The 22,414-nt window shown below is 72.9% G+C and carries 18 protein-coding genes; 3 read left to right on the forward strand and 15 right to left on the reverse strand.

The window, feature by feature from the left end; translation table 11 throughout:
* Positions 1-20: 20 nt before the first annotated feature.
* From L3078_RS31740 to L3078_RS44665, 11 genes are all read right to left on the reverse strand, one after another.
* Entirely contained in the window at positions 21-578 is a 558-nt protein-coding gene (locus L3078_RS31740; RefSeq protein WP_239757377.1) for a glycoside hydrolase family 25 protein, read from the reverse strand.
* 27 nt (positions 579-605) lie between these two features.
* On the reverse strand, positions 606-1,847 hold the full coding sequence (locus tag L3078_RS31745; protein ID WP_239757378.1) for an McrC family protein: 1,242 nt from the start codon (positions 1,845-1,847) through the stop codon (positions 606-608).
* Positions 1,848-1,900: 53 nt separating this feature from the next.
* Positions 1,901-4,099: an McrB family protein gene (locus L3078_RS31750; RefSeq protein WP_239757379.1), complete on the reverse strand. Its 2,199-nt coding sequence runs from the start codon at positions 4,097-4,099 to the stop codon at positions 1,901-1,903.
* Positions 4,100-4,200: 101 nt separating this feature from the next.
* Positions 4,201-5,766, reverse strand: coding sequence for an NADase-type glycan-binding domain-containing protein (locus L3078_RS31755; protein ID WP_239757380.1), 1,566 nt, complete (start codon positions 5,764-5,766; stop codon positions 4,201-4,203).
* A complete protein-coding gene (locus L3078_RS31760) occupies positions 5,763-6,320 on the reverse strand; it encodes a phage tail protein (protein ID WP_239757381.1) in 558 nt (185 codons plus the stop codon). Before L3078_RS31760 ends, L3078_RS31755 begins: the two co-directional genes overlap by 4 nt.
* 142 nt (positions 6,321-6,462) lie before the next feature.
* Complete coding sequence (locus tag L3078_RS31765) at positions 6,463-8,421, reverse strand: putative baseplate assembly protein (RefSeq protein WP_239757382.1); 1,959 nt, start codon at positions 8,419-8,421, stop codon at positions 6,463-6,465.
* The gene (locus L3078_RS31770) at positions 8,421-8,891 is read right to left on the reverse strand and encodes a GPW/gp25 family protein (RefSeq protein WP_060883216.1); all 471 of its coding nucleotides are present in this window, start codon (positions 8,889-8,891) and stop codon (positions 8,421-8,423) included. The genes L3078_RS31765 and L3078_RS31770 overlap by 1 nt, the downstream gene beginning before the upstream one ends.
* 85 nt (positions 8,892-8,976) lie before the next feature.
* Entirely contained in the window at positions 8,977-10,878 is a 1,902-nt protein-coding gene (locus L3078_RS31775; protein WP_239757383.1) for a VgrG-related protein, read from the reverse strand.
* Positions 10,878-11,603 carry a CIS tube protein gene (locus L3078_RS31780; protein WP_239757384.1) on the reverse strand — a complete coding sequence of 242 codons (726 nt, stop codon included), beginning with the start codon at positions 11,601-11,603 and terminating at the stop codon, positions 10,878-10,880. The genes L3078_RS31775 and L3078_RS31780 overlap by 1 nt, the downstream gene beginning before the upstream one ends.
* A 16-nt stretch (positions 11,604-11,619) precedes the next feature.
* A complete protein-coding gene (locus L3078_RS31785; protein WP_045563263.1) occupies positions 11,620-12,045 on the reverse strand; it encodes a phage tail protein in 426 nt (141 codons plus the stop codon).
* Between the two features lie 63 nt (positions 12,046-12,108).
* Positions 12,109-13,884 carry a hypothetical protein gene (locus L3078_RS44665; protein ID WP_275593183.1) on the reverse strand — a complete coding sequence of 592 codons (1,776 nt, stop codon included), beginning with the start codon at positions 13,882-13,884 and terminating at the stop codon, positions 12,109-12,111.
* Between the two features lie 484 nt (positions 13,885-14,368).
* Here L3078_RS44665 and L3078_RS31800 point away from each other — a divergent pair, with 484 nt between their 5' ends.
* Entirely contained in the window at positions 14,369-14,818 is a 450-nt protein-coding gene (locus tag L3078_RS31800) for a hypothetical protein (protein ID WP_239757385.1), read from the forward strand.
* Between the two features lie 993 nt (positions 14,819-15,811).
* Here the strand turns inward: L3078_RS31800 and L3078_RS31805 are convergent.
* The 4 genes from L3078_RS31805 to L3078_RS31820 all read right to left on the reverse strand — a co-directional run bounded on the left by L3078_RS31805 (position 15,812) and on the right by L3078_RS31820 (position 18,606).
* Entirely contained in the window at positions 15,812-15,970 is a 159-nt protein-coding gene (locus L3078_RS31805) for a DUF6760 family protein (RefSeq protein WP_086786782.1), read from the reverse strand.
* Positions 15,967-16,497 carry a hypothetical protein gene (locus tag L3078_RS31810; RefSeq protein WP_239757386.1) on the reverse strand — a complete coding sequence of 177 codons (531 nt, stop codon included), beginning with the start codon at positions 16,495-16,497 and terminating at the stop codon, positions 15,967-15,969. The genes L3078_RS31805 and L3078_RS31810 overlap by 4 nt, the downstream gene beginning before the upstream one ends.
* On the reverse strand, positions 16,497-16,940 hold the full coding sequence (locus tag L3078_RS31815) for a phage tail protein (RefSeq protein ID WP_033526822.1): 444 nt from the start codon (positions 16,938-16,940) through the stop codon (positions 16,497-16,499). Before L3078_RS31815 ends, L3078_RS31810 begins: the two co-directional genes overlap by 1 nt.
* An 88-nt stretch (positions 16,941-17,028) precedes the next feature.
* Positions 17,029-18,606 carry a phage tail sheath subtilisin-like domain-containing protein gene (locus L3078_RS31820; RefSeq protein WP_239757387.1) on the reverse strand — a complete coding sequence of 526 codons (1,578 nt, stop codon included), beginning with the start codon at positions 18,604-18,606 and terminating at the stop codon, positions 17,029-17,031.
* Between the two features lie 235 nt (positions 18,607-18,841).
* Between L3078_RS31820 and L3078_RS44985 the strand changes: the two genes are divergently transcribed.
* Positions 18,842-20,848 (forward strand): eCIS core domain-containing protein, encoded by a 2,007-nt coding sequence (locus tag L3078_RS44985; protein ID WP_420864125.1) that lies wholly within the window; start codon positions 18,842-18,844, stop codon positions 20,846-20,848.
* A 101-nt stretch (positions 20,849-20,949) separates the two neighbouring features.
* Positions 20,950-22,401: a hydrolase gene (locus L3078_RS31830; protein WP_239757388.1), complete on the forward strand. Its 1,452-nt coding sequence runs from the start codon at positions 20,950-20,952 to the stop codon at positions 22,399-22,401.
* Positions 22,402-22,414 lie beyond the last annotated feature (13 nt).

A 22,414-nucleotide genomic window follows, 5' to 3' on the forward strand; every position in this document is an offset into this window, starting at 1 on the left:
TTCTCGCCTGCGGTGATCCTTCAGGCACCCTCGGCCCACGACTTGAGCGCGGCCTTGCTCGTGAAGTCCGCGACGTTCTTGTCGATCGGGTTGTCGGTGTACTGGTGGAAGCGCCACTTGGCCTTGATGCGGGGTTTGCCGGCGGTGACGTAGTCGGCTATCCACAGGCCGTCGGCGGCGTAGGACGTGGAGTCGACGGACAGCCAGAAGTGGCGGTTGCAGTAGAGGATCACCCGGTGGTCCGGGCGGAGTCTCTTCAGGGCGCGGAGGAAGCGGTCCTTCTCGGCGTTCGTGGCGTGGGTGCCCTCGCCGGTCGTCTCCCAGTCGACGGCGAGGATGTCGCCCGCCCGCTCCGGAGCCTTGGCGACGAAGTACTCGGCCTGGGCCGTCAGGTTCCCCGGCCAGAGGAAGTGGTAGAAGCCGACGACCAGGCCCGCCTCGCGCGCGGTCCTGGTCTGGGCGGCCAGTTTGGGGTTGGTGTACGTGCGCCCCTCGGTGGCCTTGACGAAGACGAAGGAGAGGCCGGTGGTGTCGTACGAGGAGGACTGGTAGGAGCTGACGTCGATGCCGCGCAGCATGGGGTCTCCGGGAGGGGTGGGGGGGAGTCAGTCGGGTGGGGCGCCGGTGGTGCTCCGCCCGGTGGCGATCCGGTCGGCCAGGGTCGTGACGTCCGCGAGGAGCGCGGCGGGTGGCACGGCGAGGTCGAGGGTGTGGGCGGTGACGGTGATGCCGGACCGGCGGACGACGTGGGGCGCGGGGTCCGCCCCGGCGGCCGGGGTCGCGGCCGCGTAGATCAGGTGGCCGTGGGGGAGGCCGAGGGCGGTGCAGTACGCGAGCAGTTGGTAGAGGTGGGACGTGGGTGGGGTGCTCGGGGTGACGTACGCGTATTTCGCGTCCGCCACCGAGACGGGCCGGCCGCCCCGGTAGAGCACCAGGTCCGGGCGGAACGGGACGCGGGCGGCCTCGTCCAGCCGGTGGTGCGTCTCCTGCGCGGCGCAGCGCACGCCGTGGCGGGCGAGGGCCGCGGTGAGGGTCACGGTCAGGAACCGTTCGAAGACCGCCGGCATGTCCAGCAGGAAGCCGTCGGTGGGGAGCGGGGTCCCGCCCTCCGGCTGGACCGAACGGTGGGTGAGGAGCAGTTCCGCGAGGCGGAGCGCCGGGGCGTAGCGGGCGTTGAGCCGTGTCGGGGTCCAGCCCGGGAGCGGTGCGCCGGGGTGGAGGAGACGGACCCCGCGCAGGTGGTCGGTGAGGTGGCGCAGGGCGAAGCGGGTGCGGGCGGGCACGCCGGGCAGCCGGGCGGCCAGACGCAGGGCGGCCAGGAGAACGCGGTTCTCCGCGATGTCCGGGGTGTGGTCGTCGTAGCGGACGGCCACGGGCAGGGGCAGGCCCACGCGGCGGAGCTGGTCCGCCGTCCGGACCCGGCCCCTGATCAGCGGGAGGTCCTCCTCGACCGTGCGATAGCCGTGCAGGACCCCGGACCGCAGGGTGCGGCGCGCGACACGGGCGAGGAGGTCCGCGAGGGCGGGCAGCAGCTCGTCCGCCGTGGCCGCGGTGACCTGCTCCGGTTCGGCGTGCCAGGGGTCGGTGGGGGAGTGGGAGAGCAGGAACAGCAGGTCGCGGACCGGGAGTTTGGGCCGCAGCAGCAGTTCGATCGCCTCGCCCGCCGGGGTGCGCAGCCGGACCAGGCCCACCTTCTGCTTCCCCGTCACCCGCCAGCGACCGCCGGCCGCCGGGGTCAGCCGTACGGCGCCGGGGGCCGAGAGCAGCCCCGCGACCTGGTCGGCCGTCAGCTCCCGTACGGTGCCGGGCCCGGTCTCGTCGACGGTGAGCCGGAGCGGGGGAGCCACGGCCCTTCTGACTCCGACTCCGGCTCCGACTTCGGCTCCGGGGAGCGCGGTCGTCATGAGCCCAGTGCCGCGCGCAGGGAGGCCAGACCGTACTCCTCCTCGACATCCACCCCCGTGCCGTACTCCTGGTCCTCCAGCAGGGGCAGGATCTGCGTGCGCCAGATGAGGTCGAGACCCTCGGGGCGGGCCGCGCCGGGCTTCATCAGGTACGACGGGCCGATGGCACGGTCCGCGTCGCCGAGGCGGCGGTTGAGTTCGTCCAGGAGGCGCGCGGGCAGTTCCGGCAGACGGTGGCGGCGCAGCCAGCGGTCGAGGAGACCGTGCACCGGCGGCCGCTCCGGGGAGAGACGGCGGAAGGCGAAGCGGCGGCGCATCGCCGCGTCGACGAGGGCGATCGAGCGGTCCGCCGTGTTCATCGTGCCGACGAGGAACAGATTGCCCGGCAGGTGGAACGGGTCGTGCGGGCTGTACTGGGTGGTGACCGGCTCGTCGCGGTACTCCAGCAGGAAGTACAGCTCACCGAAGACCTTCGCCAGGTTGGCCCGGTTGATCTCGTCGACGATCAGGACGTACGGGTTGGCCGGGTCCTTCCGCGCCCGCTCGGCCAGCAGTTTCAACGGGCCCGGGACGACGTCGAACACCACCGAGCCGGAGCCGCCCGCCGCGCTCTCGCCGGGTACCGGGCGGAAGCCCTCGAAGAAGTCCTCGTAGGTGTAGGACGGGTGGAACTGGACGAGCTCCACCCGGTCCGGTCCCGCCAGGTGCCGGGCCAGGGCCCGGGCCAGATAGGTCTTCCCGGTTCCGGGCGGCCCGTGGAACACGAGCTGGCGCTGCTCCTGGAGCTGCTGGGCGGTCTCCGCCAGCCAGGGCAGGGGCATGAGCAACTGCTCGGCCAACTCCTCCGTCACGGGCGGCAGTTCGAGGGGCTTGGTGACGTCGGCCGTGATCAGCGGCTCGGCCACCCTGTCCTCCAGGCCGGCGCGTTCCGCGAGTTCGGCCGCCACGCTGCTGATGTCGTACACCGTGGGGGGCCGGGTCAGACGGCTCTGTACGGCGTGGGGCAGCTCCGCGCGCCTCAGCGGCCGCTCGGCGGTGGCCCAGCGCACCGGCAGCCGCCGCGCGTTGTCGAGGCCGTCCGAGGTGTCGTACACCGCCGGGCCCTCGACCGTACCGACGTGGACCTCGTCCGCGGTCACGGTGGCCACCAGGTCGCCGGGCTGTATCAGCGTGAGGAAGGCGTGCAGTTGGTACACGGACTGTCCGCGCGACTGGGTGCTGTCGTCGGGGAGTCCTTCCAGCACGGTCCGCTGGATCTCCTGCTTGGCCGTGCCCGCAGGGATGTCCGGCAGTTCCTTCCAGGACACCGAGCAGTAGCCCCGCTCCAGCCAGTCCGGCACGACGTTGCGTCCGTCGACGTTGAAGCCGCGCACCAGCCAGCCCCGCTGCTCGTGCTCGACGGCGGTGTGCCGCCACCGGCTCACCCAGGGGTCGGCGTAGAACCACACCCGCTCCCCGCTGCGCGCGTCCAGGATCTTCCGCAGCTCCAGCAGGTCGCGGTCGTCGTCGCCGGTGACCTCCGGCAGTTCGTCGGCGAACGCCTTGACGATCTCCTGCTTGTGGTGGGCGCTGGCGATCGGCTGGAAGACGTCGGGGAAGAGGCAGTAGAGCAGGACATGGATCTGCGCGCGGCCCTTCTTGTGGCCGACGGAGCGCTGGACGTCCAAGCACTCCTCGCGGAACCGCCACGGGTCGCGCAGTACGGCGTCCCGCTCGGCGAGGGGCAGGCCCGCGAGCCGTTCCACCAGCAGGACCAGGATCTGGAACTGGGCCCAGCGGTAGTTGAGGAAGCCCTGGCCGCCGTTCAGGAACCCCGTCAGGCCCCGCTCCATGTGCTCCGGGGTCGCCAGGTGGGCGAGGCCGGCCCAGGAGAGGACCTCGCCGAGGATCTGGAGCTTCTTCCTGAGGCCGATCTGCTCGGGCTTGAGCGGGGCCATGTTCACGAAGAGCAGTTCGGCCGCCAGGACGACGGTGGCGGCCGGAGCGCCGTCGAGCTGGCGGCTCAGCTTGACCAGGAACGTGTCCGACGACTCGTCCGGCCGGTCCACGAAACGAGCGCGCAGATCGGACGCCGTCGCCTCGGTCCAGGCGTCCGTCTCCGGTGCGAACGCCGACTTCCCGCCCAGTAGCCCGTCATGGAAGACGCGCCGTACCTCCGCCGCGACCTCGGCACCCACCGGCTGGTCCGCTCCCATGCCCACCGCCCGCCCCTCTCACGTTCGAAGTGCCCACCCTAGGAGGGGCCTTGGCACACGTCACGTGACGGGGGCGGGTCGGCGCGGTCGCCGGGCCGGTTTCAGCTGGTGCCGCTGGAGCGGCCGAAGAACTCGATCTCGGCTATCGCGACCTGCTTCTTGGCGTCGGCGCCGTAGGCGGAGCGGAGGGTGAAGCGGACGGTCTCCGCGTCGCCGACGCGGAACTTGCGGCGCTGGCCGCCGGCGCTCTGGTCGAGGGTGAGGATCTTGGTGGAGACGGAGCCGTCGGCGGCGGTGATCTTCGCCTCGATACGGTGCGGGCGGGCCGACTCCGAGCGCTGGTCCGCGTTCTTGGAGACGCCCGGGGTGATGACCACGTCGAGCAGCCGCGTCGGCTCCTCGAAGCGGGCCTCGATCCACTCGCCCTCGCCGGACTGGGTGACACCCGGGCCCCACCACGTGTTGCTGTACGTGTCGAAGGCCAGCTGCGGCTTGTGGCCGGGGAACGAGCGGGACGCCTTGAAGCTGTCCGGGACGACCGACGCGCGCTTGGCGAAGTGGTCACGGGTCGCCTGGTAGGCGTCGTCGGCCTGGAAGGCGAGGGTGACGATCAGGGTGAGGACCAGGGCGCCGACCAGCCAGCTGAGGATCTGGCCGAAGCCGCGCCGAAGCCGGGGGCGGTCGCCGGCCCACGGGGTCTCGGTGTCGCGGCCGGTCAGCACCCGGCGCCACCACGGCAGCCGGGCCGGTGCCTCCGTACGGCCGGCCATCGGCATCGCGCAGCGGGCGCAGAAGTGCCGGTCCGGCCGGGTGGGGGTCCCGCACCACGGGCAGGGCACCCCGCCCTCGGTGCCGAACTCCGGCTGCGGGGCGCGCACTTGGGGGCGCTGCACATCGGGGCGGCCCGGCAGCACGGGGGCGACGGCCGGCTCCGCGGGCGCGCGGGGCTCGGGGTCGGCCACCGGGACCAGGAGGGACCGGGCGCGGTCGGCGGCGGAGGGGGAAGGGGAGGGCGCCGCCGGGGCTTGGGAGGTGTTGTGCGTCGGAAGGGGGGTGGTGGGGTCCTCGTCGCCGGGGTGGGGGTGAGGGGCCGTCGGGGTCTGGGGCTGGGCCTGGACCTGGGGTTGGACCTGGGGTTGGGGCTGGGTGCGGGCCTCGTGGGCGGCGGGGGCCGCCGGGGCGGTCGTCGGGTGGGCGGCGGCGGGTGCGTCCGTGCCGGCCGGCGTGCCGGGGGCCGGGTCGCGTACGCCGGTGGCGGCGGCCGGGGCCGTCACCGCCGGGGTCGTTCCCGCCTGGGCCGTGTCGTGCGCGGTGCGGGCCGTACCGGTTCCGGCGCCCGGGTGGGCGAAGGCGTCCCAGCCGGGTTCGCCGCCGGTGGCGGGGCGGTCGGCGCCCGCCGGGGTCGGCGTGGTGGCCGACGCGGGTGCCGGGGTCGTGGCGGTGGACGCGGGGGCTGGGGCGGGGCGGTTCGCGGGCGCGTCCGGTGTGCGTGCGCCGTCGGCCGGGGCCTCGCTCGTCGCGGGTGCGGCCTCGCTCCTGGCGGCGCCGGTGCCGGACCAGCCGAGTACCGCGCCGCACGCGTCGCAGAAGGACTGGCCGGGCTCCCCGCGGGTTCCGCATTCGGCGCAGCTCTGGGCCCGGCCGGTGCCGGGGGTCGGGCTGGTCATCTCTCGGGGATCCTTTCGGCGGCGGTCACCTGGACCGTGTACGGCATGTGGGCGGGGCGGGCGGCGGCGACGAGGCTGTCCAGCCGGTGTTCGTCCGCCGGGGTGGGGTCGGGCAGGCGCAGGGCCACGTGCAGGCGCGGGCGGGGCTCGCCCGGGACCGGGCCGAGGGGGCGGGCGTCCCAGGTGGCGGCGCCGCTCTCGGTGATCTCCGGGGTCACACCGAAGACCAGGCGTACGGCCTCGGACAGGCCGCGCCGGGTGCCGCGTACCCGGTGCAGGTACGCGGCGGCGGCGACCGCGGCGCGCAGGCGGTCCTCCGGTTCCGTGCCGTCCGTCTCGGCGCCGACCCAGCCGGCGAGCCAGCGGGTGAAGTCCACGGGGGCCAGGGACGGCGTGAAGTAGGAGTCCAGGCAGTCGAGGACGGAGAGGATCGGGGCGAGGACGTCGTCGAGGCCGCCGACGAAGCGTTGGGCGAGGTCGTCGTCGGCGAACACGGCGGGGAGCATGGTGCCGATGGGGTGGGAGGAGCCGAGGCCGTCTATGGAGCCCCTCATATGTGGCCTCCGAGTGCGCCTAGGAGCTCGGGGGGTGCGGTGCGTCGGCGGCTGCGGGTGTGTCGTGGCTGGTCGCGCAGTTCCCCGCGCCCCTTTCGGGGCTGCGCCCCGATGCGGGGGTGCGCGGCGCGATCAAGGGCCCTCACTGCTTGTCCCCGATCACGCGGACCCGGTGGTCGAACGAGAACACCAGGGACGGGGGTGAGAGGTCGATGCGGTTGGTGGGGTCGCCGCGTTTGCCGGTGAGGGGGTCGGCGGGGTGGAGCTGGACGTCGTCGACGAGTTCGACCCCGGGGACGCGCTGGAGGACGGCGAAGACCTCGCCGGACTGGACGGGGCGGCCGAAGGGCCAGCCCCGGCCGTCGGCGCCGCCGGTCAGCGGGTCGAGGTGGCGGTAGAGCGCGTCGTGGGCCTGGCGGCGGACCCGGTCGGTGTCCACGCCCCGGAAGGCGTGCAGCGTGGCGACGACCGTGACGCCCTGGTAGAAGGGCGGGCCGACGGCCAACCGCGTGCCGATCAGGCGGCGTTCGTCCAGGTGGCGGGTGATACGGCGCAACAGGGCGTCCCCGGGGACGAGTTGCTCGAAGCGGAGGCGGCCGCCCGGGTCCGGGACCGCCTGGGGAACGACCAACACCCGTACCGCGTACGCCCCGTGTTCGCCCTCCTCGCCCTCCAGGCAGGTGATGCGGGCGGTCTCGGGGGCCGCGCGGCGGGCGAGTTCCTCGTAGTCGCGCAGGGTCACCGCGCGTTCCTGGGCGCGCAGCGTGATCGGCGCCCGGACCTTCGCCTCCTCCACGGTCTCCGCGTCGACACCGCCGCGCGCGGCCTCCCGGTTGACGACCTCGGAGACGTACGGCACGGAGGTGCGCAGCACCCGGATGGCGCCCCGGGCCACGTTGCCGGCCCGGCCCCCACCGGTGCGGTAGCGCACGGCGCGGATGACGGACCCCTTGGGCGCGACGGCCCCGTATTGGCGCAGGCTGCCGTCGGGCTCCCGTACCGCCGGGCCGAAGGCGATCTCGCCGGTGGCGGAGTCCAGGGTGATGTGGCGGTCGTAGGAGGTGGACGCGGCGAACGACGGGACGACGTCCCAGTCGGTCCAGCCGTCGTGCTCGGCGGTCTGCAGCAGCACGGGCGGGGTGTCGCCGACCACGGGGAAGTGCGCGAGGCGCAGCCGCTGTCCGGGCAGGCCGGTGGACTCGCCGAGCGCCTCGTCGTACACGGTCTCGGCGTGGACGACGGTGGTGGTGCCGCCGATGGTGAAGGCCTCGGCGGCGCGGACGGTCGGCGAGGTGGTGTAGAAGGGCTGGCCGGGCAGGGGTTCGGTGACCCGGCAGCGCAGCCAGCCGGCCTCCTGGCCGCCGGTGCGGGACAGGGTGTGCCCGCCGGGCATGTGCAGGACGACCTCGCCCGGACGGTTCAGGCCGCCTGTGCCGTCGCGGTCGACCTCGCAGGCGGTCCAGCCGTCCTCGGTCCACGCCTCCCAGACCAGCGGCGGCTGCCGGGGGTCCACGCCGACACCGTCGACCACGCTGTCCAGCTCCAGCACGACCGCGCAGTGCGGCACCGCGGCCGTCAGCCCGAACAGCATGCAGTCGCCGGGCCTCGGGGACTCGGCGAAGCACATCAGGTCCTTGCCCTCGGCGAGGTCGGAGGTCCGGTCGGCCACCGGCTCACCCGGGCGCTGGGTCACCAGATGCCGCAACGCGCAGGGCACGACGTCCAGTTCGCGTTCGGTGGTGAAGACCACCGCCTCCTCGCTCTCGGTGCGCACGGTCGCGACCTCGGTGCCCACCGGCAGCGGCACCGGCTCCTCCTGCGGCGCCGACAGCCAGAACGTCACGTCCGTGCGGGCGGCCGAGGGCGGGAACAGGGTGATGCCCACCAGGTCCAGGAACGCCAGATGGTTCTTCTCCGGCACCCGGTTGAGCCGGTAGACGATCTGGTCCGCCATGTGCGCGACCGTCTCCACCAGGGTGACGCCGGGGTCGGAGACGTTGTGGTCGGTCCACTCCGGGGCCCGCTGCTGGATGTAGCGCTTGGCGTCGTCGACGAACTGCTGGAAGCGGCGGTCGTCGAGATTCGGGGAGGGCAGGGCCATCAGCGGTCGCTTTCGGGACGGTCGGGAAAGTCGGGACGGTCGGAGCCCTCGGAACCCCCGGGGGCCAGATCCGGCTCGTCGTGGGAGGGGATGACGTAGAACGGGAAGACCAGGCTGCGCGGGTTGTTGGTGCCGCGGATCGCGTAGCGGACGTCGATGAAGAGGACGCCCTGGTCGGCGCCCGCCGTCACCTCGACGTCGGTCACCTCGATCCGGGGCTCCCAGCGGTCGAGGCTCGCGTACACCTCGTGCTGGATCCGGCCGGCGGTGGCCTCGTTGACCGGCGCGAACACCAGGTCGTGGATGGCGCAGCCGAACTCCGGGCGCATCGGCCGCTCGCCCGGCGCGGTGGCCAGGACGAGCCGGATGGCCTCCTCGACCTCGCGCTCCCCGCTGACCAGGGCGATGCCCCCGGTGGGCCCGATGCGCAGCGGGAACGCCCAGCCGGATCCGACGAACTGCTCGGCCATCAGCGGGCCACCCCTCTTATCGGAACGCACGACTGCTCGGCGGACGTGTGGATGTGTGGACGTGGGGAGGTGCGGACGACGGCCGTCACGGGATCGGGTACGGCTTCTTGTTGACCAGCACGATGCCCGTGATGTCGACGTTGGCCGCGCGCAGCGCCGCCTGCCCGACCGCGTTGATCTGCACGGTCCCGGCCGCGCTGATCGTCGCCGCGCCCGCCGCGTTCATGGCGAGCGCGCCGACCGCGTTGATGTTGACCGCGCCGCCCAGCGACCGCAGACCGACCATGCCCTGGCCCTGGAGGTTGAGGGGGCCGCCGCTGCGGATGGTCACCGACCGCAGCGCGCTCAGTGTCAGATCGGTGCCCGCCTTCACGGACACCGAGGTGCCGCCCGTGATGCTGACGGCGCCCTTGCTGTCCACGGTGATCTCGGTCTTCGTCCGGTCCAGGTTGATGATCAGCCGGTCGTTGCCGCTGGCGATCCGTACGCCCTGCTTGCGCAGACCGGTCTGCTGGCTGAGCAGGTCGACGCGGTTGCCCTCGCGGTCCGACAGGGTGTGCCGGATCGCCTTCTTCTTCACCGGGTCGTGCAGCCACACGTCCTTCACGGGCGTCGGCTTGTCGACGCCGTTGTAGAGGCCGCCGATCACGAACGGGTGGTCGAGCGCACCCCGGTCGAAGGCGACCAGCACCTCGTCGCCGACGTCCAGCGGGAAGATCCCGCCGCCGCCCTTGCCGCCCATCTGGACGGTCCGGGTCCAGTCGCTGACGTAGGTGTCGTCCAGCCACGGGAACTGGAGCTTCACCCGGCCCTGCTTCAGCGGATCCTGGACGTCGGTGACCAGGGCGTTGGCCACACTGGGCAGCCGGGGCGCGGCGGAGGTGCCGCCCGACGTCAGGCCGAACAGGGAGCGCCACTGCCGTCCGCTGACGGTCACCCAGGTCTCGTAGTGGCTGCCGTCGCCGAAGGAGTGCCGTACGGAGGTGCAGGTGTACTTGCCCTCGAACGGGGTGCCCACCTCGGTGAGCGTGACCGGCACGCCGGGCCGCAGCTGCGGGTTGCCGCGCACGGTGACCTCCAGCTCGGCGAAGGACGAGGTGATGTCGTCCGCGAGGGAGGCGGCCGCGTGCGTGACCTCGGTCTGCAGGTCGTACGGCGTGTCGGTCTCCACCAGCTTCGCCGTCTTGAAGGCGCCGGCCGCCTTCTGCGGCGTGGTGCCGATGGCGATACCGGGGTTGTCGTTCGCCGGGGTGGTCGCCGTGAGCTTCTTCTTCGTCGTGACGTTCCAGCCGCGTGCCTCGACCCGGCCGACCTGGTCGGCGGCGGTGACGGCGGCCCGGCAGCGCAGGATGTCCACCCCGGCCTGGAGCACGAACGGGCTCTTCTCACCGGGGGTGCTCGTCGGGGGCGCGCCGGACGCCGGCTTCGGCTTGACGAACTGGAACTTCCCCTTCGAGTCCAGCGACATCACCATCTCGTTCTCGTCGGCGAGCCGCGCGAGGAAGTCCCAGTCCGTCACGTTGGACTGCGAGATGAAGTCGTAGACCGTCTTGGTGCCCTGCACCTGCCCGACGGGGATGCCGTTCATCCCGGCCAGCTTGCGCGCGATGTCGGAGGCCGTCTGGTTGCGGTACGCCGCCACCCTGCGCACCCGCATCAGCCGGTGCCCCGGGTCGTAGCCGCGCACGACGGTGAAGGTGCCGGTGCCGTCGTAGTCGGTCTCCATGCCGGTGACCTCGCCGGTGAGCAGCGGGGTGCCCGCGCCCTGTCCGTCGGCGACGGGCGCGATGACGACCTTGGTGCCGAACCTGACGTTCAGTTTGCCGAGCAGCAGCCCGTGCGGGTCCCGGAAGGTGAGCCGGAACGCGCCCGGCACCCCGGCCCCGAGATCGACCCAGCCGCCGACCAGCAGATCGGCGTACTCCGTCGGCAGTTTCGCGCCGTCGAGGGTGACGTGGATGACGTTGGAGAAGGACGGTTTCACCATCAGAATCCGACCTCCTCGGCGGCCGGCAGGACGAGTTCGATGCCGGTGGGCAGCCGGGTGGGATCGTCGATGTCGTTGGCCTCCGCGATCGCCCGCCACGCGGACGCGTTGCCGTACTCCCGCCACGCCAGCGACTGGAGCGAGTCGCCCGCGACGACCCGGTGCACACTCCGCGCGGTCAGCGCGCCCGACGTCGGGTTCTGCCCCTTGGTGTTGCTGGGGATCTCGTGCAGCGACAGCCGGCACGTCGCCCGGATCGGCACACCGGTCGTCCCGAACAGGGAGTACGTGACGTCCACGGAGCTGACGTACGCCGTGAAGCGGGCCGTCGAGAACGACCCCCACTGGAACACCACCCAGGGCGGCGACGGCTGCTTCGCGGCGAGGCTCTTGGAGGTGACCTCGCAGCACGACAGCAGCGACTCGACCTTCTTCAGGACCGTGGTGCCGCTCGGCTTGGCGGACGAGTCGAGGAAGATCTCGACGTTCATCTGCCGGGCCTCGGGCCCCATGAACTCCGGCAGGGCGCCGTCGCGCACGGCCGCGCTGATGGTGGTCTTCCACTGGGCGCCCTGCCGCAGCGTCAGCTCCGCCGGGTTGAACTCGAAGCTGAACGTCCTGATCAGACCGCCGGGGGTCGTGCTCGTCCCGACCGGCGGCTCGTGGATGGCCAGGGTGGCCCGCACGAGGCTCTTGCCCGCGCCGCCCTTGCTGCCTTTCGCCATGATCCGTCCCCCGCCCTCAGTCCGTGAATCCGTGGTGCGTGATCTCCAGGACCTCGGTCGCCACGCTCGGGTTCGACGGGTCCAGGGAGGGCCCCTGCCAGCTCACCGGCAGGACGTCGATCAGCCCCCAGTGCGCCACCTCCGAGCCGTCCGCGCGCAGCGCCGCGATCTGGGCGGTCGGCCGTTTCACGCCCGTCGCCACGGACGAGATCCACGCCGCGACCTTCGCCGTGTCCGGGGTGAGCGGCCTCGTCAGCCGGATGTTCGAGAACGTCACGCGCGACGGGAACTGCCAGACGAACCCGTTGTTCCCGCCCTCCTGGCGGTGCTCGATCTCCACCGTCGAGGACAGCCCCTCGCACCCGTTGAAGTAACCGAGGCTCTCGCCGTCGATCGTCAGGGTGAAGTAGATGGTGGAGCCCGGGTCGAGATCGCGGGGCATCGGGGGCCTTTCTGCGGACGGGGGTCTGTTGCGGTGGTGGCAGGGACGGGGTCAGTGGCTGGGTCAGTGGCGGGGGTCGCGGAGTTTGCCGATGCGTTCGCGGTCGAGGCGGAGTTCCGTGCGGACGAGGCGGGTGATGCGGCCGATGAGCTTGTGGGTCAGCTCGTCCAGCTGGAAGTCGGTGAGGGACCGGGGGTCGAACGGGGCCGGGCCGTCCACCGCCGAGTAGGGGGGCGGGGGATCGGCCGACGCGGTGCGGTGAGCGGTGGCGGTGGCTGTGGCTGTCGTCGTGCTCGTGGCGGTGGTTGTGGTGGCGGGGCTGGGGCGGAGGGGGCTCTTCGGGGCTCGCTGGATCGGTGCGGGTGTGGGTGCGGGTGTGTGTGCCGGTGTTGGCGCGGTGAGGGGCGGGGTGGGTGCCTGGGGGGTGATGGGGGGTGCCGGTGGGGGAGGCGTGGGGGCTTGGCGTTGTACCACCGGGCGGGCGGGGAGGGGGGTCGGCTTCTGCGGTGCTCGCTGTGCCTGCGGGGGTGTGGTGGGGGAGGCGGGCTTGCCCGTGGCGAGGCGTTGTACGGCGGGGCCGGCACCGGGGGTCGCCGGGCGGCGCAGGGGTACGGCGGGCCGGGGGGCCTGACGCTGGGCTGCGGGGGGTGCGGTGGGCGTGGGCAGGGCCGAGGTGAGAGCGCGGGTGGGGGTGAGGGGGCGCACGGTGGTGAGGGGTGCGGGAGGGGCGGAGGGTGCGGACAGGGCGGAGGGCGTGGACAGGGCCGAGGGCGTGGCTGGGGCGGACGGGGCCTTCGACTCTGTGGGGGCCGTCGGTGCGCTGGTTCGTTCGGGTGTGTGCCGGGTCGGGGTGTGGGGCGGCTGCGGGGCGTACGTGGCCGGTCGCGCAGTTCCCCGCGCCCCTTCAGGGCGGGCCTGGGCGGGGCCGGGGGTGGTCAGGGGGACGGGCGGGGCCGCCGGTGTGGCCCCGTGCGGTGCCGTCGCTCGCTGTACGGGCGAGGGGCGGGTGCCGGAGGTCGGGCGCCCGGCCAGGGGCTTCGCGTCGTCGGGAGGGGTGGTGAGGGGGGCGCCGAGCAGGGGCCGCTGGCGGGGAGCGGGGGTGGGCTGGATCGCGGGCGGCGGCGGAGGTGTGGGCGGCACGGGGCCCGAGGTGGGGGTGCCGAGGCCTGCGCGCCGTGCGGGCGCGCTCCGCTGGGCGGGGCCAGAGGGCGTACCGGAGGCGGGGGCCGCGACTCGGGGGTCGGTCGTCGTCTCCTGGATGGGGTCGGCCGCGCTGTGAGGGGGCGGGGCGGCTGCGGCCCTCGCGGGCGCGCCGCTGGGGCCGACCGCCGTGCTGCCGGTTTCTGTCGGAGTGGCCGCGGTACGGCTGGGGGCGACCGTCGCTCGCTGCACGGGGGAGGGGCCGGAGGACGTACGGGGGTTGACGGGGCTGTCGGGGCCGGGCGTGGCAGGCGTGGCGTCGGGGCGGATCGCTGAGCGCTGGACGTCGGCCGTCGGGGTGCCCGTGCCGCTGGGCGTGATGCCGTGGGTCGTCGTCCGGGGCGCGGTGCCCACGGGGTTGCCGAGACCGGCACTGGACGGTCGGCCGTCGGCCGACGTGCCACCGGGGCGGGCGGTTGCTCCGCGAGCGCCGTCCGAGGCTCCGGTCACTGCCCGTTGGACGTTGAGCCCGGAATGCCCGGGGGTGGCGGGGGTGGCCTGGGCAGGGGCGGTGCGGGTGGTCGCACCGGCGACATTGGCAGCCGTGGTGCCGGCCTCGCTCGCCGCACGCTGGACAGTGCCCTCGACGCGGCCGGGCACGTCGGGGGCGGCCCCCGTACCGCTGGAATCACCAGACACGGCACGGTCCCCGGCCACCGGCCGCTGGACGGTGACTTCGCCCCGTGCGGGGGCGGCGGGGCGGGTGCCTGTGCCGGCGGGGTGGGTTGGCGTGGTGTTGGGGCCGGTGCCTGTCGGTCGGACGCGGTCCTTGCCGCGTGCGGGTGCGCCGGGGCCGGTCCCTGTGCTGGCGGGGGTGGCTGGCGTGGCGTTGGGGCTGGTTGCTGTCGGTTGAACGCGGTCCTTGCCGCGCCCCGCGACGTTGGTTCCGGTCCCGGTCCCGGTCCCGGTCCCGGTCCCGGTGCTGGTGCTGGTGGGGCTGGCTGGTGTGGTGTCGGGGCCGGTGACTGTCCGTTGGACGCTGTCCTTGCCGCGTGCGGGCGCGTCGGCTCCGGTGCCCGTGCCGGCGGGGTTGACTGGCGTGGCCTTGGAACCGGTCGCTGCCCGCTGCACGCTGACCTCCCCGCGTCCGGAGGTTGCGGGGCCACCCCCGGGGAGGTTGCCCGTGGCGCTGGACGGGGGCGCGATCCCGGCCCCGTCACCTGCTGTGCGACGGGGGTTCGCTGACGCGCCGGCGGAGTTGGGCACCGTACCGGCGGGGGCGGCCGTCGTAGGGCCGGGGTGCGTGGTCGCGCTGGTGGGGTGCGATGCCGTACGTCCAGGGGGCGTCGTCGCATCGGCGGGGTTCGAGGCCGTACGTCCGGGGTTCGGCGTCGTATCGGCGGAGCTCGACGTCGTACGGGTGGAACTCGGCGTCTTACGGACCGAGTTCGGCACCGTGCGGTCGGAGCTCGACGTCGTACGGCCGGAGCTCGGCACCGTAGGGCCGGAGTTCGGCGCCGTACTGCCAGAACTCGGCGTACTACGGCCGGAGTTCGCCGCTACTCGGCCCGCGTTCGGTGTCGTACCGGCGGCGGTGTCGGGCGTCGCTCGCTGGATGGCGGGCGACGCGTGACCGGGGGCGACGGTGGTGTTGCTGGAGGAAGTGGTGTCGGCTGAGCCGCCCGCAGGGCCCTCGCCGCCGACAGCCTTTACGGCAGGCGCCGTTGCCCGAGGCGGCGTGCCGCCCGACGCCGCAACCGGTGCCGGACCCGAAGACGAGGAGCCACCGGAAGCCGTGTGCCCGGACGAGGAGCCGTCCGCTGCCGTACGCACAGGCGGCGCACCCCCCGAGGCCGTCGGCCCAGGCACCGGACCTCCGGACGAGGCACCGCTCGCAGCCGTCGGCCCGGCAGCCGTACCCCCCGGTGCCCCGGCGGGCCCGGAAACCTGTGGTCGCGCCGTCGGAAGTGTCCGGCGCTGGACGGCCGGTGCGGCGGGGGCCTTGGTCAGCGGAGTGCGACGAGTGGCGTGGGGCGGTGCGGGGGTGACCCGGGGCCCGGTCGGGCGCGACGGTGTGACCTCGTACGGGGCTCGCCGTACAGGTAGAGAGCCGGCGGACGCGGACGTTGACGCCGGAGCGGAGCCGGAGGCCGGGGCCTCTGGCTCGTCGGTCGCCACCGGCAGGGTGCGCGAGGGCAGTTCGAGGCCGGCGACGGGTACCGCCGACGTGGTGAGGACGTTCCTGACCAGGCCGCCCGGCGCGCCGGGCAGGACGGCGTGGGACAGGGTCCCGGTGAAGGACGGGTTCTGCCAGGTGCTCAACCGACCGCTGAACCCGGCGTCCGCGACAGCGGCCCGCCCCCCGGTGGCCCGCTGAATCGGACCCAGCCCCTCCCAACCACCGACGGAAACACCCCCGCCGACCGAGGCCGTGTCGACCGAAGCCGCACCGACACCCGAGCCGCCGCCGGACCCCGCGACAGCCCCAGCGCCGGCCTCGCCCCCGACACCCGAGCCGCCCCCAACGCCCGAACCGTCCGCGGCACCCGCGTCGCCAGACGCACCCCCGCCCCGGCGCGCCGCCGACGTGGCGGCGCCCCGTAGGCGATCCATGAAGCCCACGTGTTCAGCCCTCCGACCCGCCCCGTGTCACGAGGGACGCGATCTGTTCGGTGTAGCGGCGGCGGTCGTGGTGTTCGAGGTCGAGGATCTCCTCGAAGCTCCAGTGGAAGTGGAAGGCGACGTACGCGATCTCCTCGTGCAGCCGGTCGGTCGCGTACGTCACGATTCCCCCAGGCGGCTCCCGCCGAGTTCGACCTCGAAGGGCTCGGAGCAGTGGGGGCACTCCACGGCCGCGCGGGTGTGGCCCTCCGCGTTGACCTGCCGATAGAAGTCCTGGAGGAACGCGAGGTCGGACGCGAACATGTTCTCCACGATCCCGTCGTGGACCATCGGCAGATTGCCCAGCCGGGTGATGACCCGGCCGAGCAGCACGACCGACAGGTACGCCGGGTTCTCCTGGACCCGTACGTCGCGGAGCGGGATCAACTCGTCCCGGGCGGTGGCGAGACGCATCACGCCCTCCCGGTGGACGTTCCCCGCCTCGTCGACGTAGCCGCGCGGCAGCTCGAACGGGAACTCCGTCCGCAGCCGCTGCGCCACCGGCGCGACGGCCGGGGCCGGCGCCGGAGCAGGCGTCGGCTCCGGCGCGGCGACGGGAGCCGCGGTGGTGGGGAAGGGAGACGTGGCGGAAGGCGCCGCCTCCTGCCCCGTCACCGTCATCGCGCCCGACCTGCCAGCCGTACGCCGCATTACTCGATGACCAGTTCTTCGAAGACGATGGTCACGGTCTCGGTGAGCGCGGACGCCTCACCCGCCTTGAGGGTGCTCGCGTCGATCTTGCTGCACCAGGCGTTGCGCATGTTGTACCGCTTCACCGGATTGTTCTGATAATCCATCATGATGATCGACGCGTTCTTCCGCGCCGAGCCCATCTGACCGTTGATCGAGTCGTTGATCCACGTGTTGAACGCGGCCGACTGGGTCATACCGCGGACCACCGTGCACTGCCCGTTCTTCTGCACACCGGGCAGAAGATTGACCTCGGGACGGCCCTGGGCGGAGTTCTGCTGGTACGTGATGACGTCCTGTTCGAGGGTGAGGCCGCTGACCTCCGCGAGGTACTCGACCATCACCCCGTCGATCTGCAGGCCGAAATTGTGTGAAGTAAGGGCGTCACCCGGCGCGAGACTCATCTGTTCTGTGTCCTTCTAGGGGCAAGTGGCAAGGGGCAGGGGGGCAAGGGGCTTCAGCGAAAGAACGGGGGCGCGGGCCGGTGGCGGCCTACTCCTCCAGCTCCCCGCTGCCGCTGGAGAACTGGGCCAGCCGGAAGATCACGAACTCGGCGGGCTTCACCGGGGCGATGCCGATCTCGCAGATGACCCGGCCGAGGTCGACCGACTCCGGCGGGTTGGTCTCCTCGTCGCACTTGACGTAGTACGCGTCCTCGGGCCGCTGGCCGAACAGGGCGCCCTGGCGCCACTCGTTGACGAGGAACGCGGAGACGTTGCGCCGGATCCGGGCCCACAGCGCGTGGTCGTTCGGCTCGAACACCACCCACTGGGTGCCGATCAGGATCGACTCCTCCAGGTAGTTGAAGTACCGGCGGATGTTCAGGTAGCGCCAGGCCGGGTCGGACGACATGGTGCGGGCGCCCCAGACGCGGATGCCGCGGCCCGGGAAGGCACGGATGCAGTTGACGCCGATGGGGTTGAGCAGGTCCTGCTCGCCCCGGGTGATCTGGAGTTCCAGGTCCACCGCGCCGCGTACGACCTCGTTGGCGGGCGCCTTGTGCACACCGCGCTCGAAGTCGTTGCGGGCCCAGACACCGGCGACGTGGCCGCTCGGCGGGATGACGCGGGACTGGCCGCTGGCCGGGTCGAAGACCTTGATCCAGGGGTAGTAGAGGGCCGCGTACTTGGAGTCGTAGCCGGCGGTCTCCTGGCGCCAGACGCGGATCTGCCGGGCGTTGAGGCCGGGCGGCGGGTCGATGACGGCGACCCGGTCGCCCATCAGCTCGCAGTGCGCGATCAGACCGAGCTGGACCGCCTTGACGGCCTCCAGGTCGATCGCGCCGCGCTGGTAGGCGGCCATCAGGTCGGGCACCGCGACCATGGAGATCTCGTCCACGGCCTCCAGGCCGCCGAAGCCGGTGCGGTCGGCGGAGTCACCGAGGTACTCGGCCGGACCGGGGTGGGCGTCGTCGGCCGCGGCGGGCGCGACGGGGGCCGGGGCGGCGGGGGCCGCAAGCGCGACGGTCTGGTTGTCGGGGCGCACGAGCTGCGCGGCCGGCACCGTCTCCGTGACCGTGATGAGCTTGGAGCGCTCCTTGACCTGGGTGACGACGTAGTTGCGGCCGCCCTTCTTGGCGGTCACGTCGAAGGTCTCGACCGGCTTGTCGCCGTCCTTGACGATCAGCTTGAAGCGCTCGGCGGGACCCTCGCCCTCCGGGTCGGCGACCTCGACGCTCAGCGAACCGCCCGCGATGGCGGTCACACTGAACGTGCCCAGCTGCTTCGGCTCGCCCGGCGGGAGCGCGGCCGGCGCGGCGGACCCCGTCACGGCGGCCGGGCCCCCGGCGGACGCGCCGTCCTGGGCCGTGCCGCCGACGCGGACCACGTACGCGGCGCTGCCGCCGTTGTTGAAGAACCCGTACACCGAGTGCGCGAGGTAGTAGCCGTCGGTGAACTCGCCGAACGCCGCGACGAACTGGGACCAGTTGGTCACCAGGGTCGGCTCGTTCAGCGGACCGGTCGGGGCCAGGCCGACGAAGGCGGCCACCGAGGTGCCCACACCCTCGATGGGACGCGAGCCGCTGGCCACCTCCTCGACGTAGACGCCCGGCGACAGGTAGGACGGCATGCTCTGCTCTCCTTGGGGTACGAGACAGGTCGCCTCTCACCCTCACGCGCGAAGCGCGTCCCTCGAAACGTCCCGGAGGGCCGGGACGGGGGCAGTGCCGTTGCCCGCAGGGGCACGCCCGGGGGCAACCGAGGCTCCCTCTGCCCCCGGGACTGCCCCCGAGGACCTTCCGGGCGGGGCCCGGTCCGGTGAGCCTGGTCGACCGGAGCAGCTGTCGTCGAACCGAGGAGAACCGGTGCGCGCGCAGAACGGAGCGGCCGACAGGGAGCGAGCCGGGCGGGAGCGGGGCCGGGCGGAAGCCGCCCGCCGGGCCGGCCGCGTGCCGCCGCAGGGGCCCGCCGCCACGCTCCTGGCCCTGCAACGCGCCGCGGGCAACGCGGCCGTGGCCCGCGCCGTCGAGGAGGAGCGCCACCGGCACGGCGCGGGCTGCGGCCACGACGCCCCGGTGCAGCGCTCCGCCGTGCACCAGGTTCTGAGCACCTCGGGAACGCCGCTGGATTCGGCACTGCGCACCGAGATGGAGAGCCGGTTCGAAGGCGAGGACTTCAGCGGCGTCCGCGTCCACACCGACACCGTGGCGCAGCGGTCCGCGGCGGAGATCGGGGCACGGGCGTACACCTCCGGGTCCCATGTGGTCTGGGACGGCCGCGACAAGCACACCCTCGCCCATGAACTGCACCACGTCCGCCAGCAGCGGCAGGGCGCCGTGCCCGGCACGGACAACGGTTCCGGTCTGCGGGTCTCCGACCCCTCCGACTGGGCGGAGCAGGAGGCGGAGTCCACCGCTCGGCAGGTGATGGGCGGGCCCGCCCCCGTCCAGCGCGCGACGGACGGCCCGCCGCGCGCGGGAGCGCCGAGCGCGCCGACCGGGCCCTCGGTCCAGCGCGGGCCCACGGTCCAGCGCAAGGGGCACGAGACGCTGGAGAGCGCGGCGAACGCCCCGGCCAAGTCGCTGACCGGCCGCCTCGCGGGCTGGATCAAGGAGAAACCGGTCTCCGAGGCGGTGGCCCCCGTGAAGGAGGCCGTCCTGGCGTACGACAGGTCCACCGTCCGCGACCCGCAGCAGTGCCTGAGCCGGCTGGCGGAGCTCCAGATGCTCGCCCTGCCCCTGCGTGAGGGCGCGCTCCCCGGCGACCTGCGCTATCTCGAGAACGTGCTCGCCGCCGTCAGGGCCGAGATGAACGTCGTGGGCGGGCAGGCCGAGCGCGACGGGAGCATGCCCGAGTCGGCGGCCGCGCCGTACAAGGCCATGACCGACCGGGGCACCATGTGGAAGGACCCGCAGTTCGCGCAGAGCACCGTGAACTTCGGGATGTCCGGGGCCAGTTACGTCCGGGAGATGTCGGAGATGAACCGGGCGGAGCTGACCAAGGAGATCGGCGGCGCGGGCGGCAAGGCGTGGGTCAAGGACGTCAGGGCCAAGCTGGAGAACGAGCTGGGCAACAGCGTCCTCGCCCACTACACCCAGCAGGAACGGGCCGCCGCGATGCTCGCCTCGGAGAAGAAGCTGAAGCCCAAGTCGGAGCTGGGCGACGCCGAGAACAACACCATGAACGTGGACGAGTTGGTGCTCGGCAACGACGGCTTCGTCTTCTTCTACATCGAGCCCCGGGGCAAGACGGACCGTGCCCCCCGCTTCGGCGAGATCCGGTTGGAGCTCGGCATCGACCGGCTGGTGAGCGAGGGCTGGATCATGCTGAGCGACTTCATCCAGCGCGACTACCCCAAACTGGTCGCCCCCGCGAACCGGCCGGACCAGCCGGAGCACAAGGCGAAAGCGGGTCAGCGGGAACTCGCGGCGCAGCAGGCCGGCCACCGGCCGGTCCGTGAGTTCCGACGGGGACAGCTCGACGACGAGGACATAATGAACTCGATGACGGCCTTCCAGCACATCGAGGACCCGGAGCAGAAGCAGGCGCACACGTTGGCCCGGCAGTTCGCGCACATGGTGCCGGGCGACGAGATGGTCTACGGCCCGGAGAAGGAGGTCAAGCGGCCCGAACTCCTCCACAAGAACATCCTCGCCGGCGCCGACATCGTCCCCGGTCTGGTCGAGCGCGCGATCGTGGAGATCATCCGCTTCGAACAGGCCAACCCGCCGCTGGCCCAGCGGCTGAAGGCCATGAGCGGAGCCGAGCTGATGGACTTCCTCCTCCGTGACCTGCTGCGCCCGCAGGCGATGCTGCCCAACTCGGTGGACATCTCCGACGCCACCGTCACGAAGGTCAAGGGCAAGGGCTGACCGCCGCTCCGGGAGACGGTGCCGAGGCTGCCCCTTGAGGCAGGGAAGGCTGCCCCGGCGTCTCTGACCCGCCCACAGGGCGCTGCCGTAGCGTCCCGGTGGTGAGCCTTTGGACTTCCCTCGAACCCGCCTCCGCGACCGTGGACCCGGGGAGCAGTACGACCGTACGGCTGCGCCTGCGCAACACCGGTGACGTGGTCGACGAGTACCGCTTCGAGCCGGTCGGTGACATCGCGCCGTGGACGACCGTGGAGCCGCAGACGCTCCGGTTGTACCCGGGGACGACGGGATCGGTGGAGCTGACGTTCGCGCCGCCCCGCACCCCGGACGCGACGGCCGGCCCGAACGCGTACGCGGTGCGGATCCTGCCGACCGAGCACCCGGAGGCGACGACCGTCCCCGAGGGGAACCTGACGATCACGCCGTTCACGGAGGTCCGGGCGGAACTCGTCCCGCCGACGGTCAAGGGCCGCTTCCGGGGGCGCCCGAAGCTCGCCGTGGACAACCTGGGCAACACCAAGGTCACCGCGTCGGTCAGCGGCAGCGACAACGGCGACCAGCTGTCGTACGACATCCACCCGAGCAACGTGCAGATCGAGCCCGGCCGTGCCGCGTTCGTGAAGGCCACGCTGAAGCCCCGGCAGATCATCTGGTTCGGGTCCAAGGAGGAGCGGCCCTACACCTTCGCGGTGAAGCGGTCCGGGGTGACACCGCTCGACGTCGAGGGCACCTATGTCCAGCGGAGCTTCCTGCCCGGCTGGCTCGCCACCTGCCTCGGCATCTTCCTGGCGCTCGCCATCACCTTCCTGACGCTGTGGCTGGCGTACCAGCCCAGGGTGGTCAGCGCCGCCACCGAGCTGCGGGAGGCCGGCGTCAGCACGCTGCCGCCCTCGCCCTCGCCGAGCCTGTCCGCCCCCGCACCGCCCACGCCCTCGCCTCCGGCCGTCTCCTCGGCGCCCCCGCAGACGGAGGAGCCGAAGAGCGAAGGCGGGAGCGGCGGCGGTGACGACGGGGGCGGCGGATCCGGCGGCGGAGGCGAGGAGAAGCCGAAGAAGGCGCCGACGGCCGCGACCGCCGTACGGCAGCTGGCGGCGTCGGACCCGGGCGGCCGGCACATCTGCTACCGCGCCTTCGTGAAGGGCAAGGGCTGGACGGCCCCCGAGTGCGACGGAGACACGGCCGGCACGGTCGGCCAGGCCACGCCGCTCACCGCGCTCAACATCGCGGTGGCCGGCGTGGGCGGCACCGCCAGCGCCGCCTTCGTCCACAACCCCGACTCGACGAACGGTCATGGGCATTACGTGGAGCCCTGGTCGGGCGCGCCCGACGGCCTGGACAACTACATCGGTGACTCCAAGAAGGACGCCCCGGCCATGCTGGGCTTCACCATCAACGTCGACGACGGCGCCCGAGGCGTCTGCCAGTCGGTCCACCAGAAGGACCGGGGCTGGCAGAACCTGGCCTGCGACAAACCCGGCGAGGGGGAGCACTACATCTTCGGCGGCACCCTCGACAACGGCATCTGGCTGGAAGCCGTCAAGTTCACTGTGTGACAAGGCCGTTGGG

This window comes from Streptomyces deccanensis, assembly GCF_022385335.1.
Lineage (GTDB): Bacteria > Actinomycetota > Actinomycetes > Streptomycetales > Streptomycetaceae > Streptomyces > Streptomyces deccanensis.

Coding starts and splice junctions, on each gene's coding strand:
- L3078_RS31750 (WP_239757379.1), bottom strand. CDS start 4,099: ATGGGAGCGGACCAGCCGGTGGGTGCCGAGGTCGCGGCGGAGGTACGG.
- L3078_RS31740 (WP_239757377.1), bottom strand. CDS start 578: ATGCTGCGCGGCATCGACGTCAGCTCCTACCAGTCCTCCTCGTACGAC.
- L3078_RS31765 (WP_239757382.1), bottom strand. CDS start 8,421: ATGGCCCTGCCCTCCCCGAATCTCGACGACCGCCGCTTCCAGCAGTTC.
- L3078_RS31775 (WP_239757383.1), bottom strand. CDS start 10,878: ATGGTGAAACCGTCCTTCTCCAACGTCATCCACGTCACCCTCGACGGC.
- L3078_RS31780 (WP_239757384.1), bottom strand. CDS start 11,603: ATGGCGAAAGGCAGCAAGGGCGGCGCGGGCAAGAGCCTCGTGCGGGCC.
- L3078_RS31755 (WP_239757380.1), bottom strand. CDS start 5,766: ATGACCAGCCCGACCCCCGGCACCGGCCGGGCCCAGAGCTGCGCCGAA.
- L3078_RS31770 (WP_060883216.1), bottom strand. CDS start 8,891: ATGGCCGAGCAGTTCGTCGGATCCGGCTGGGCGTTCCCGCTGCGCATC.
- L3078_RS31820 (WP_239757387.1), bottom strand. CDS start 18,606: ATGCCGTCCTACCTGTCGCCGGGCGTCTACGTCGAGGAGGTGGCCAGC.
- L3078_RS31760 (WP_239757381.1), bottom strand. CDS start 6,320: ATGAGGGGCTCCATAGACGGCCTCGGCTCCTCCCACCCCATCGGCACC.
- L3078_RS31815 (WP_033526822.1), bottom strand. CDS start 16,940: ATGAGTCTCGCGCCGGGTGACGCCCTTACTTCACACAATTTCGGCCTG.
- L3078_RS31785 (WP_045563263.1), bottom strand. CDS start 12,045: ATGCCCCGCGATCTCGACCCGGGCTCCACCATCTACTTCACCCTGACG.
- L3078_RS31810 (WP_239757386.1), bottom strand. CDS start 16,497: ATGCGGCGTACGGCTGGCAGGTCGGGCGCGATGACGGTGACGGGGCAG.